Annotated in this window: 11 protein-coding genes; 9 read left to right on the top strand and 2 right to left on the bottom strand. The window is 69.9% G+C overall.

What is annotated here, in order from left to right:
* Nucleotides 1-244: 244 nt before the first annotated feature.
* From ACH414_RS20460 to pssA, 9 genes are all read left to right on the top strand, one after another.
* Entirely contained in the window at nucleotides 245-2,026 is a 1,782-nt protein-coding gene (locus ACH414_RS20460; protein WP_391767877.1) for a 3-hydroxyacyl-CoA dehydrogenase family protein, read from the top strand.
* 124 nt (nucleotides 2,027-2,150) lie between these two features.
* Nucleotides 2,151-2,999: a TetR family transcriptional regulator gene (locus ACH414_RS20455; protein WP_382536953.1), complete on the top strand. Its 849-nt coding sequence runs from the start codon at nucleotides 2,151-2,153 to the stop codon at nucleotides 2,997-2,999.
* A gap of 420 nt (nucleotides 3,000-3,419) precedes the next feature.
* Nucleotides 3,420-4,757, top strand: a complete 1,338-nt coding sequence (gene ccrA / locus ACH414_RS20450) for a crotonyl-CoA carboxylase/reductase (protein ID WP_382536957.1) — start codon at nucleotides 3,420-3,422, stop codon at nucleotides 4,755-4,757.
* A gap of 14 nt (nucleotides 4,758-4,771) precedes the next feature.
* Nucleotides 4,772-6,832, top strand: coding sequence for a protein meaA (locus ACH414_RS20445; protein WP_382536960.1), 2,061 nt, complete (start codon nucleotides 4,772-4,774; stop codon nucleotides 6,830-6,832).
* The gene (locus ACH414_RS20440) at nucleotides 6,829-7,794 is read left to right on the top strand and encodes an HpcH/HpaI aldolase/citrate lyase family protein (RefSeq protein ID WP_382536962.1); all 966 of its coding nucleotides are present in this window, start codon (nucleotides 6,829-6,831) and stop codon (nucleotides 7,792-7,794) included. The genes ACH414_RS20445 and ACH414_RS20440 overlap by 4 nt, the downstream gene beginning before the upstream one ends.
* Nucleotides 7,795-7,799: 5 nt before the next feature.
* Nucleotides 7,800-8,369 (top strand): MaoC family dehydratase, encoded by a 570-nt coding sequence (locus ACH414_RS20435; protein ID WP_398942773.1) that lies wholly within the window; start codon nucleotides 7,800-7,802, stop codon nucleotides 8,367-8,369.
* 2 nt (nucleotides 8,370-8,371) lie between these two features.
* On the top strand, nucleotides 8,372-9,577 hold the full coding sequence (locus ACH414_RS20430; RefSeq protein ID WP_382536968.1) for an acyl-CoA dehydrogenase family protein: 1,206 nt from the start codon (nucleotides 8,372-8,374) through the stop codon (nucleotides 9,575-9,577).
* A 170-nt stretch (nucleotides 9,578-9,747) separates the two neighbouring features.
* On the top strand, nucleotides 9,748-10,404 hold the full coding sequence (locus tag ACH414_RS20425) for a phosphatidylserine decarboxylase (protein ID WP_123456200.1): 657 nt from the start codon (nucleotides 9,748-9,750) through the stop codon (nucleotides 10,402-10,404).
* Entirely contained in the window at nucleotides 10,397-11,269 is an 873-nt protein-coding gene (gene pssA / locus ACH414_RS20420; protein ID WP_382537395.1) for a CDP-diacylglycerol--serine O-phosphatidyltransferase, read from the top strand. Before ACH414_RS20425 ends, pssA begins: the two co-directional genes overlap by 8 nt.
* 149 nt (nucleotides 11,270-11,418) lie before the next feature.
* On the opposite strand, the gene ACH414_RS20415 is transcribed toward pssA, so the two are convergent.
* Complete coding sequence (locus ACH414_RS20415) at nucleotides 11,419-11,937, bottom strand: GNAT family N-acetyltransferase (protein ID WP_386567636.1); 519 nt, start codon at nucleotides 11,935-11,937, stop codon at nucleotides 11,419-11,421.
* A 61-nt stretch (nucleotides 11,938-11,998) separates the two neighbouring features.
* Nucleotides 11,999-13,150: a glycerate kinase gene (locus ACH414_RS20410; RefSeq protein ID WP_386567638.1), complete on the bottom strand. Its 1,152-nt coding sequence runs from the start codon at nucleotides 13,148-13,150 to the stop codon at nucleotides 11,999-12,001.
* Nucleotides 13,151-13,166: the final 16 nt, after the last annotated feature.

Below are 13,166 nucleotides of genomic sequence, written 5' to 3'. Positions count from 1 at the left end.
GACCCAGATCACATTTTCCTCAACCGCCCAGGACTGGCGCGCTCGTTACCGGGCAGTTAATCTCAGGTGAGCGGGTCACCCCCGCACTTCACACAACGGCCTGGTGACGCAGCCGTTGTGCGTGGCCTTTCGGTTCGGCAGTTTTCGACGTGACTCCGGGACAGAGTCCGTCGCCCCTTTTTCTCGGCGCTCCCCTCTTCGCGCACTGCCTTCAGTCGTCACTCTTCCTCCCAGGAGTCCCCTGATGGACACCCCTCTCTCCACCATCGCCGTCGTCGGTCTCGGCACCATGGGCACCGGTATCTCCGATGTCCTCACCCGGGCCGGACGCGAGGTCATCGGCATCGACATCAGCGAGAACGCGGCCGCCAAGGCCGTCGCCGCCCTGGAGGCCTCCACCGCCCGCGCGGTCGACCGCGGCCGGATCACCGAGGAGGAGCGGCAGGACGTCCTGGCCCGCTTCCGTACCTTCTCCGACCTGCAGGCGGCCGCCGACGCCGATCTCGTCATCGAGGTCGTGCCCGAGTCGTACGAGACGAAGCAGGAGGTGTTCCGGGCCCTGGACGGCATCGTCCGGCCCGACGCGATCCTCGCCACCGGCACCAACGCGCTGTCCGTGACCCGGCTCGCCGCCGACTCCGCCCACCCGGAGCGGGTGCTCGGGCTGCACTTCTTCACCCCGGTCCAGGCGATGAAGCTGGTCGAGGTCGTCTCCTCGGTGCTCACCGCCCCGGCGGCCGTCGACGCCGTCACCACCCTGGCGCAGGAGCTCGGCAAGGAGACCGTCGCGGTCGGCGACCGGCCCGGTTTCGTCGCCGACGGGCTGCTCTTCGGCTACCTCAACCAGGCGGCCGCGATGTACGAGGCTCGCTACGCCTCCCGGGAGGACATCGACGCGGCGATGCGCCTCGGCTGCGGTCTGCCGATGGGCCCGCTGGCCCTGCTCGACCTGATCGGCATCGACACCGCCCGTACCGTCCTGGAGGCCATGTACGCCTCCTCGCAGGACCGGCTGCACGCCCCGGCACCGATCCTCAAGCAGCTCAGCGAGGCGGGCCTGACCGGCCGCAAGTCGGGCCGCGGCTTCTACACCTACGCGGCCCCCGGTTCCACCGAGGTGGTCCGCGACGCGCTGACCCCGCTGGAGGCCGCGGAGACCGGCACGGGCCGCGAGGTCCGCTCGGTCGGCGTCGCCGGTTCGGGCACCATGGCCTCCGGCATCGCCGAGGTCTTCGCCAAGGCCGGCTACGAGGTCGTCCTGGCGGCCCGCTCGCAGGAGAAGGCCGACACCGCCAAGGCCCGGATCGCCAAGTCCCTGGCCCGTTCCGTGGACAAGGGCCGGATGACCGGCGAGGCGCGCGACGAGACGCTGGCCCGGATCGTCCCGGCCGGCTCGCTGGACGCGTTCGCCGAGGTCGACCTGGCAGTGGAGGCGGTAGCCGAGGACCTGGGGATCAAGCAGGAGCTCTTCGCCCGCCTGGACAAGATCTGCAAGCCCGGCGCGGTGCTCGCCACCACGACCTCCTCGCTGCCGGTCGTCGCCTGCGCGAAGGCGACGAGCCGCCCGCAGGACGTCATCGGGATGCACTTCTTCAACCCGGCGCCCGCGATGAAGCTGGTGGAGATCGTCCGTACGGTCCTGACGGCCGACGACGTCCACGCCACCGTCCGCGCGGTCACCACGAGGATCAGGAAGCACCCGGTGGACTGCGGCGACCGGGCCGGTTTCATCGTGAACGCGCTGCTCTTCCCGTACCTGAACAACGCGATCAAGATGGTCCAGGAGCACTACGCGACCCTGGACGACATCGACGCGGCGATGAAGCTGGGCGGCGGCTACCCGATGGGGCCGTTCGAGCTGCTCGACGTGGTCGGCCTGGACGTCTCGCTCGCCATCGAGCAGGTGCTGCACCGCGAGTTCCGCGACCCGGGCCTCGCCCCCGCGCCGCTCCTGGAGCACCTGGTGGCCGCGGGCTGCCTGGGCCGCAAGACCGGGCGCGGCTTCCGCGAATATGCCCGCCGCTGAGGCCCACACCGACGCGTACGGGCAGTGGGGAGGGTTGCTCAGTCCCTCGGGTGCCACGGGCGCCGGGCCGGGCTCCCCTCCCCCACCTGGGCACACTCCCGCTCCGATGCAGTACGTTCGGGACATGTCCAAGGCCGCGAAGACACCCCGTGCCACGTCCACGCCCGACGCTCAGGAGAGCGCGGCGGGGACCCGCGCCGCCGCGCAGCGGCTCAAGATGCGCCGGGAGCTCGCGGCCGCGGCCATGGAGCTCTTCGCCACCAAGGGCTACGAGGCCACGACGGTCGACGAGATCGCCGCGGCGGCCGGGGTGGCCCGGCGGACCTTCTTCCGCCACTTCCGCTCCAAGGAAGAGGCGATCTTCCCGGACCACGACGACACCCTGGTGCGCGCCGAGGCGGTCCTGAACGCCGCCCCGCCGCACGAGCATCCGCTGGACACGGTGTGCCGGGGCATCAAGGAAGTCATGAAGATGTACGCGGGCTCGCCCGCGGTCTCCGTGGAGCGCTACCGGCTCACCCGCGAGGTGCCCACCCTGCGGGAGCGCGAGATCGCCTCGGTGGCCCGCTACGAGCGCCTGTTCACCCGCTATCTGCTCGGGCACTTCGACGAGCGCGACCACCACGACGGCAACGACGACCCGCTGCTCGCCGAGGTGGCCGCCTCCGCGGTGGTCACCGCCCACAACCACGTGCTGCGGCGGTGGCTGCGGGCGGGCGGTCAGGGCGATGTGGAGGCGCAGCTCGACCACGCCTTCGCGATCGTGCGGGAGACCTTCGGCACGGGCATAGGCGCGGGCCGGCCGACCGCCTCCACGGGCACCGGACAGCTGTCCCCGGCGTCCCAGGCGGAGGGGCCGGGGCCCGCGGCGACCGCCTCGGCCACCGGCGACGTGGTCATCGCCGTCGCCCGAACGGACGCTCCGCTCGACGAGGTCATGCGGACCATCCAGGAGGCCCTCAAGCAGGGCTGAGCGCCCCGCTGAGGGCCGCTCCGACGCACCCAGACATGGGCCGTTCCCGGTTTTCCGGGGGCGGCCCATGTCGCGTTTGCGCAGCTCAGAGGTGATTTTCGATCGATCATCGCTCATCCGTGACGAGCAGATTGCATCTGAGTGAAATTGTTGGCACGCAGTGCCTTGTCAGGTGACACGGCGTGCCATACGTTGATGTTGTCCGGGCGGCCGGCACGCAGAGAATCTCCTCGCGCGCCGGCTGTCCCCACAAGCGATCCTGCTCGTGCGCCCGGACGCCTGCGTCACAGGCACCCCTCGCGCCACACCCGGCGCCGCCACCGCACCACCGCGCCGAACCGACGGCACACCTCCACAGCAGCAACCCCGACGTAACCCTCAGCGCGTTCCCCTCAGACGCCGCACCGCCGGAGGCATCCCGTGAAGGACATCCTGGACGCGATCCAGTCGCCCGACTCCACCTCGGCCGACTTCGCCAACATCAAGCTCCCCGAGTCGTACCGGGCCATCACCGTCCACAAGGACGAGGCCGAGATGTTCGCCGGAGTCGAGAGCCGCGACAAGGACCCGCGCAAGTCGCTCCACCTGGACGACGTCGCCCTGCCCGAGCTCGGCCCGGGCGAGGCCCTGGTCGCCGTCATGGCCAGCTCCGTCAACTACAACTCGGTCTGGACCTCGATCTTCGAGCCCGTCTCGACCTTCGGCTTCCTGGAGCGCTACGGCCGCCTGTCGGAGCTCACCAAGCGCCACGACCTGCCGTACCACATCATCGGCTCCGACCTCGCGGGCGTCGTGCTGCGCACCGGCCCCGGCGTCAACTCCTGGAAGCCCGGCGACGAGGTCGTCGCGCACTGCCTGAGCGTCGAGCTGGAGTCCTCGGACGGCCACAACGACACGATGCTCGACCCCGAGCAGCGCATCTGGGGCTTCGAGACCAACTTCGGCGGCCTCGCCGAGATCGCCCTGGTCAAGTCCAACCAGCTGATGCCGAAGCCCGACCACCTCAGCTGGGAGGAGGCCGCCTCGCCCGGTCTGGTCAACTCCACCGCGTACCGCCAGCTGGTCTCCCGCAACGGCGCCGGCATGAAGCAGGGCGACAACGTCCTCATCTGGGGCGCGAGCGGCGGACTCGGCTCGTACGCCACCCAGTTCGCCCTGGCCGGCGGCGCCAACCCGATCTGTGTCGTCTCCTCCCCCGAGAAGGCCGACATCTGCCGGTCCATGGGCGCCGACGCGGTCATCGACCGCAATGCCGAGGGCTACAAGTTCTGGAAGGACGAGAACACCCAGGACCCGCGGGAGTGGAAGCGCTTCGGCTCAAAGATCCGCGAGCTGACCGGCGGCGAGGACATCGACATCGTCTTCGAGCACCCGGGCCGCGAGACCTTCGGCGCCTCCGTGTACGTCACCCGCAAGGGCGGCACGATCACCACCTGCGCCTCGACCTCGGGCTACATGCACCAGTACGACAACCGCTACCTGTGGATGTCCCTGAAGCGCATCATCGGCTCGCACTTCGCCAACTACCGCGAGGCGTGGGAGGCCAACCGCCTGATCGCCAAGGGCAAGATCCACCCCACGCTCTCCAAGGTCTACTCCCTGGAGGAGACCGGCCAGGCCGCCTACGACGTCCACCGCAACCTGCACCAGGGCAAGGTCGGCGTCCTCGCCCTCGCCCCGCAGGAGGGACTCGGCGTCCGCGACCCGGAGATGCGCGCCAAGCACATCGACGCCATCAACCGCTTCCGTAACATCTGACCCCGGGACCACAGATGACAGAGCGTCAGAAGGACCGGCCGTGGCTCATGCGGACCTACGCCGGCCACTCGACCGCCGAGGCGTCGAACGAGCTCTACCGGCGGAACCTCGCCAAGGGCCAGACCGGTCTCTCGGTCGCGTTCGACCTGCCCACGCAGACCGGCTACGACCCGGACCACATCCTCGCCCGCGGCGAGGTCGGCCGGGTCGGGGTGCCCGTCTCGCACCTCGGTGACATGCGGCGGCTGTTCCAGGACATCCCCCTGGAGCAGATGAACACCTCGATGACCATCAACGCCACCGCGATGTGGCTGCTGGCGCTCTACCAGGTGGTGGCCGAGGAGCAGGGCGCGGACATCACCAAGCTCCAGGGCACCACCCAGAACGACATCGTGAAGGAGTACCTGTCGCGCGGGACGCACGTCTTCCCGCCCGGCCCCTCGCTCCGCCTCACGACGGACATGATCGCCTACACGGTGAACCACATGCCGAAGTGGAACCCGATCAACATCTGCAGCTACCACCTGCAGGAGGCGGGGGCCACTCCGGTCCAGGAGATCTCGTACGCGATGTCCACGGCGATCGCCGTCCTCGACGCCGTCCGCGACTCGGGGCAGGTCCCCGAGGAGCGGTTCGGCGAGGTCGTCGCCCGCATCTCGTTCTTCGTGAACGCGGGCGTCCGCTTCATCGAGGAGATGTGCAAGATGCGCGCGTTCGGCCGCATCTGGGACACCATCACCCGCGAGCGGTACGGCATCGAGGACGCCAAGCAGCGTCGCTTCCGCTACGGCGTTCAGGTCAACTCGCTCGGGCTGACGGAGGCCCAGCCGGAGAACAACGTCCAGCGGATCGTCCTGGAGATGCTGGCCGTCACCCTCTCCAAGGACGCCCGCGCGCGTGCCGTCCAGCTCCCGGCCTGGAACGAGGCGCTCGGCCTGCCGCGCCCCTGGGACCAGCAGTGGTCGCTGCGCATCCAGCAGGTCCTCGCCCACGAGTCCGACCTGCTGGAGTACGAGGACATCTTCGCCGGCTCGCACGTCATCGAGGCCAAGGTGGAGGCCCTGGTCGCCGAGTGCACGGCCGAGATCGAGCGGATCCAGGAGATGGGCGGCGCCATGGCCGCCGTCGAGTCCGGCTACCTCAAGGCGCAGCTGGTCTCCTCGCACGCCGAGCGGCGCGCCCGCATCGAGTCGGGCGAGGAGAAGATCATCGGCGTCAACATCTTCGAGACCACCGAGCCCAACCCGCTCACCGCCGACCTGGACACCGCGATCCAGACGGTCGACCCGGCCGTCGAGGCCCGGGTGGTCTCCGCCGTCGCCCGCTGGCGCGCCGAGCGCCAGGAGTCCACGGACCGGCAGGGCGGCGGCGACCCCTTCGTCTTCCCCACCACCCAGCAGGCCCTGGACCAGCTCAAGGAGGCCGCGAAGGGCACCGGCAACCTGATGGAGGCCACCCTGGAGTGCGCCCGCGCGGGCGTCACCACCGGCGAGTGGGCCGGCGCGCTGCGCGAGGTCTTCGGCGAGTTCCGTGCCCCGACCGGTGTCTCCTCCGCCCCGGTGGCCGTCCCGGCCGAGGAGGGCTCCCCGCTGGCCGAGGTGCGCCGCAAGGTGGACCGCACCGCCCGGGACATGGGCGTCGGCAAGCTGCGCTTCCTGGTCGGCAAGCCGGGCCTCGACGGGCACTCCAACGGCGCCGAGCAGATCGCCGTGCGCGCCCGTGACGCCGGGTTCGAGGTGGTCTACCAGGGCATCCGGCTCACCCCGGAGCAGATCGTGGACGCGGCGCTCGAGGAGGACGTGCACGCCGTCGGCCTGTCGATCCTGTCCGGCTCGCACGCCCAGCTCGTGCCCGACGTGCTGGACCGTCTGAAGGACGCGGGCGCGGCCGACATCCCGGTCGTCGTGGGCGGGATCATCCCGAACGCCGACGCCGCGGAGCTCAGGGCCGCGGGCGTTGCGGCCGTCTTCACACCGAAGGACTTCGGCATCACCGGGATCATCGGTCGTATCGTCGACGAGATCCGCAAAGCGAACAAGCTCAGCCCCCTTGAAAGTACGGAGGTCCCCGCATGACCAGCCCCGTGAACCGTCTGCGCCCGCGCCGCTCCTGCCTCGCGGTGCCCGGCTCCAACCCGCGGTTCCTGGAGAAGGCCCAGGGTCTCGCCGCCGACCAGGTCTTCCTGGACCTGGAGGACGCCTGCGCGCCGCTGGCCAAGCCGGAGGCCCGGCACACCATCGTGAAGTTCCTCAACGAGGGCGACTGGACCGGCAAGACCCGCGTGGTCCGCGTCAACGACTGGACGACCCACTGGACGTACCGTGACGTCGTCACCGTCGTCGAGGGTGCCGGCCAGAACCTGGACTGCATCATGCTGCCGAAGGTGCAGAACGCCGAGCAGATCGTCGCGCTCGACCTGCTGCTCACCCAGATCGAGAAGACGATGGGCTTCGAGGTCGGCAAGATCGGCATCGAGGCGCAGATCGAGAACGCCCAGGGCCTCAACAACGTCAACGCGATCGCCCAGGCCTCGCAGCGCGTGGAGACGATCATCTTCGGCCCGGCCGACTTCATGGCCTCCATCAACATGAAGTCGCTGGTCGTCGGCGAGCAGCCGCCCGGCTACCCGGCGGACGCCTACCACCACATCCTGATGAGCATCCTGATGGCCGCCCGCGCCAACAACCTGCAGGCGATCGACGGACCCTACCTGCAGATCCGCAACCAGGAGGGCTACCGCGCGGTCGCGCAGCGCGCCGCCGCCCTCGGCTTCGACGGCAAGTGGGTGCTGCACCCGGACCAGGTCGCCGCGGCGAACGAGATCTTCTCGCCCTCGCAGGAGGACTTCGACCACGCCGAGCTGATCCTCGACGCGTACGACTACTACACCTCCGAGGCCGGCGGGAAGAAGGGCTCCGCGATGCTCGGCGACGAGATGATCGACGAGGCCTCCCGCAAGATGGCCCTGGTCATCTCCGGAAAGGGCCGCGCCGCCGGTATGCAGCGCACCACGAAGTTCGAGATCCCGGAGGCCTGATCCCGATGCAGTTCGGCCGCACCTACGAAGAGTTCGAGATCGGCGCCGTCTACAAGCACTGGCCCGGAAAGACGGTCACCGAGTACGACGACCATCTCTTCTGTCTGCTGACGATGAACCACCATCCGCTGCACATGGACGCGAATTACGCGGAGAACACGACGGACTTCAATAAGAACGTCGTCGTCGGCAACTACATCTACTCGCTGCTGCTCGGCATGTCCGTCCCGGACGTCTCGGGCAAGGCGATCGCCAACCTGGAGATCGAGTCGCTGCGGCACGTGGCGCCGACCTTCCACGGCGACACCATCTACGGCGAGACGACCGTCCTGGACAAGACGCCGTCGAAGTCGAAGAGCGACCGCGGGGTCGTCTACGTCGAGACCAAGGGCTACAAGCAGGACGGCACCCTGGTGTGCGTCTTCCGCCGCAAGGTGATGGTCCCGACCGCCGAGTACATCGAGGCGCGCGGCGGCGAGCAGGCCGGCCGCCCGCCCGTCTCCCACCACCAGCCTCAAACGACGCCCCCGCGGGGCGACAGCGCTGATTCCGAGCCGAAGGAACAGGGGAAGTAGTCATGGCGCGACTCGCCCAGACCCACGGTCTGACGGACGTCCAGCAGGAGATCCTCTCCACTGTCCGGGACTTCGTCGACAAGGAGATCATCCCGGTCGCCACGGAGCTCGAGCACCGTGACGAGTACCCCCAGCAGATCGTCGACGGGCTCAAGGAGCTCGGTGTCTTCGGTCTCATGATCCCCGAGGAGTACGGGGGCCTGGGTGAGTCGCTGCTCACCTACGCGCTGTGCGTGGAGGAGATCGCGCGCGGCTGGATGTCGGTCTCCGGCATCATCAACACCCACTTCATCGTGGCGTACATGCTGAAGCAGCACGGCACCCAGGAGCAGAAGGACTACTTCCTTCCGCGGATGGCGGCCGGCGAGACGCGCGGCGCGTTCTCGATGTCCGAGCCGGGTCTCGGCTCGGACGTGTCGGCGATCACGTCGAAGGCGGTGAAGGACGGCGACGAGTACGTCCTCAACGGCCAGAAGATGTGGCTGACGAACGGCGGCACGTCAACGCTGGTCGCCGTTCTCGTCCGAAGTGACGAAGGACACCCCGAGGGGACCGCGCCGCACAAGTCGATGACGACCTTCCTCGTCGAGAAGGAGCCCGGTTTCGGTGAGGTCCGTCCCGGACTCACCATTCCGGGCAAGATCGAGAAGATGGGTTACAAGGGCGTCGACACGACGGAACTCATCATGGACGGACTGCGCATTCCGGCCAATCGGGTGCTCGGCGGGGAGACCGGCCGAGGGTTTTACCAAATGATGGACGGCGTGGAGGTCGGGCGCGTGAACGTGGCCGCCCGTGGTTGCGGCGTCGCTCAGCGTGCTTTCGAACTCGGCGTCCAGTATGCCCAGCAGCGTCACACTTTCGGTAAGCCGATCGCCCAGCACCAGGCGATTCAGTTCAAGCTGGCCGAGATGGCTACCAAGGTCGAGGCCGCTCATGCCATGATGGTGAACGCAGCACGCAAAAAGGACTCCGGGGAACGAAACGACCTCGAAGCAGGGATGGCGAAGTACCTCGCCTCCGAATACTGCAAGGAGGTCGTCGAGGACGCCTTCCGCATTCACGGCGGATACGGCTTCTCGAAGGAGTACGAGATCGAGCGCCTCTACCGCGAGGCTCCGATGCTGCTCATCGGTGAAGGTACCGCCGAGATCCAGAAAATGATCATTGGCCGCCGCCTCCTGGAGGAGTACCGATTCCAGGGCTGATTGTCGCTTTTGAGCCGGTTCGGCCGCGAAGAAGATCACACCCCGTGTTCGTCTTCCGGCCGCCGACTCGGTTCCTGGCTTGCCCAGTTGCGCCCCGCAACCGATAGCATCGCCGGAAAGCCGCCGTCCCCCTGTTGCCAGCGCGGCATCATCCGCTACGAAGGTCATCCATGCCCGACAGTCGAACCTCTGCACATCGCGACAGCCTCAAGGGCGCCCGCATCGCTCGCGGAGCATCGCCGTGGCTTCTGCCGACCGTGGCCACCGCGGCGCTCAGCCTCGCGCGCTCCCGCAAGTCGAGGCGCGCCGCGGCCATCGCCGTGCCGACCACCGCTCTCGCGGCCGGCATGCTGTGGTTCTTCCGCGACCCCGAGCGCGAGATCGCTCAGGGCCGGGTCATCTCGCCCGCCGACGGCGTGGTGCAGAGCATCATGCCGTGGAAGGACGGGCGCACCCGCGTCGCCATCTTCATGAGCCCGCTGAACGTCCACGTCAACCGCGCGCCACTGGCCGGCACCGTGACGTCCGTGGAGCACGTCCCGGGCGGGTTCGTCCCGGCGTTCAACAAGGAGAGCGAGAACAACGAGCGCGTTGTCTGGCACTTCGACACCGAGCTCGGCGACATCGAGATGGTCCAGATCGCGGGTGCCGTCGCCCGGCGCATCGTGCCGTACATCCCGCAGGGGACGAAGGTCGAGCAGGGTGACCGCATCGGTCTGATCCGCTTCGGGTCGCGCGTCGACATCTACCTTCCGGAGGGTGTCGAGGTCGCCGTCGAGGTCGGACAGGCCACGACCGCGGGGGTGACTCGCATTGACCGTGATTGATCCCGACACACGGGCGGCCGACTGGGTCGCCGACGCGGAGGCGGAGGCCGACGAGGCCGAGGAGATGCCGTTGTCGCTGAGGCTGTCCATAGCGGACGCCCTCACGCTCGGTAACGCCACGTGCGGCTTCATGGCGGTGTACTTCACCACCACGGGCATCCTCATCCCGCACCTCACCGGCAGCAGCGAGACCGGCATGGCGCGCAACAGCGCCGCCACCGCCGTGATCCTGATGCTGGCCGCGGCGATCTTCGACCTCTTCGACGGCATCGTGGCGCGCAAGCTCCGCAGCTCGCCGATGGGCGCCGAACTCGACAACCTGTCGGACCTGATCAGCTTCGGTCTGGCTCCGGCCTACTTCGTGCTCGTGTACGGCATGGTCGCGGACGACGCGCAGCAGAAGGTCTCGGCGGTGGCCGCGATCGTGGTGCTGCTCGCCGTGGTGCTGAGACTCGCGCGGTTCTCCTGCGTGACGATGAAGGACGGCATGTTCCAGGGCATGCCGAGCCCCTTCGGCGCGCTGACCGTCGTGTCGATCATTCTTCTGGAGCTGCCGTTCATCCCGACGCTGCTCGCGATCATCGGGGTCGCCTGGCTGATGGTGAGCCGGGTCGAGTACCCGAAGCCGCGCGGCGTTCTCGCGGTGGCGATGCTCAGCTGGATCGTCGGCGCGATGGCCATGCTGGCGGCGTGGGCGTTCGACGCACCGGGCGGAGCCTTCCTGCTCCAGACCGGCTGCGCGCTCCAGGTGGTGCTGGGCGCCGTGATCCCCCTCTTCGCGACGGCCCGGCGAGTGAACACCTTCCGTGACAACCGGCGCGAGAGCCGCGAGGCGCGGCAGGCGCAGGCGGCGCAGCTGCCGTAGCGGGAACAGCAGACGGCGAAAGGGCCCCGGACGTGAGAACGTCCGGGGCCCTTTCGCATGCCGTGGGAGGCGCCCGGACCGTCACGGACGTCACGGACGCCGAGGCCGTCCCGTCCGGACCGTCACGGACGCCGAGGCCGTCCGAGGGGTCAGAGGCGCTTGTAGAACAGGCTCGTGGGCTTCAGGGTCCCGCCGGGGTCGGCGGCGAAGTCCGGGATGACGCCCGCGGCGGTCCAGCCCGCCGCGCGGTAGAGCCGCTCGGCGGGGCTGCCGGTCTCGGTGTCGAGGACGAGCAGGGTGAGCCCGGTGGCCGCCGCGTGGGCCTCGGCCGTGGCGAGCAGCCGGGCGCCGAGGCCGCGGCCCCGGGCGCCGCTGTGCACGACGAGCTTGGCGATCTCGCCGCGGTGCCGCCCGTTGGCCTTGCCGTCCCGGACGAGGGTGACGGCACCGAGCAGCTCGTCCTCGGGGCCGTACGCGGCCCAGACCTCCCGGGTGCCGGCCGCCCCCGTCCACCAGGCGGCCGCCTCTGCGGGGTCCAGGGGGGCCAGGAAGCCGATGGAGGCCCCGCCGGCCACCGCGTCCACGAGGAGGCCCGCGAGGCCGTCGGAGGCCCGCCTGCGCACGTCCTCGTCGGTGAGCAGGCGGATGGTGTCGCTGCGTACGTTCATGTGCGCGAGCCTCACACGCCGGTGTTACGCGCGGATGTCGGGCGGCCCGCCTGCCGCGGTGCTACGCGAGGAAGTCCCGCGCGATGTTCGCCGCGACCCGCTCCAGGAGCGGCCCCGCGTTCGCGATGGACTTCGCGGGCTCCGGCTCCAGGTCGGTGAGCGGGTAGGCGCGCCGGATGCCGGCCGTGCCGAGGGCCGCCGGGGTCAGGGCCAGGCGCCCGCAGACCGCGACGACCTCCTTGCCGGCCGCCCGGGCCGCGGCGGCGACGCCCGCCGGGGCCTTGCCGTGCAGGGTCTGCTCGTCGAGCGAGCCCTCGCCGGTGATGACGAGGGTGGCGCGCTCCAGGGCCGGGGCGAAGCCGAGCACCTCCAGCATCAGCTCGATGCCGGGGCGGAAGCTCGCGTCGAGCAGCAGGGCCCCGTAGCCGATGCCGCCGGCGCCGCCCGCGCCCGGGGAGGCGGCGAGCTCGGCGGCCTTGGGGCCGATGGCCTTCTCCAGGACCTGGGCGTAGTGCGCGAGGGCCGCGTCGAGGGTGGCCACGTCCTCGGGAGTGGCGCCCTTCTGCGGGCCGTACACCGCGGCGCAGCCCTTGGGGCCGGTCAGCGGGTTGTCGACATCGCTGGCGAGGACGAGGTCCACCGCGGCGAAGCGGGGGTCGACGCCCGAGAGGTCCGCGGAGGCGAGGCTCGCGAGGGCGCCGCCGCCGGGGCCGACCGGGGCGCCGTCCGCGTCCAGGAAGACCGCGCCGAGCGCGGCGAGCATGCCGGCGCCGCCGTCGGTGGTGGCGCTGCCGCCGACGCCGAAGACGATCGTGGTGGCGCCGGCGTCGAGGGCCGCGCGCAGCAGCTCGCCGGAGCCGTAGGTGGTGGCGGTGAGCGGTGCGAAGACGCCGGGCGGCAGGAGCTGGAGGCCGGAGGCCTCCGCCATCTCCACCACCGCCGTGGTGCCGCGCAGCGCGAACGCCGCCGTGACCGGCTCGCCGATCGGCCCGGTCACGGTGACCTCGTGCCGCTCGAACCCGGCCGCGACCGCGGCCGCGACGGTGCCGTCGCCGCCGTCCGCGACGGGGAGCGTCTCGACCTCGATCCCCGGGACGACCTGTCGCAGGCCGGCCGTGACCCGCTCGGCGACCTGTACGGCCGTGAGCGAACCCTTGAACTTGTCGGCCGCGACGAGTACCCGTGCGACCTCAGTTGCTGCTCCGTCCGTCACCTTGCATCCCTTGCTT

It is taken from the genome of Streptomyces sp. NPDC020422 (assembly GCF_044386705.1).
Lineage (GTDB): Bacteria > Actinomycetota > Actinomycetes > Streptomycetales > Streptomycetaceae > Streptomyces.
This window is presented reverse-complemented; position numbering and strand designations above follow the sequence as displayed.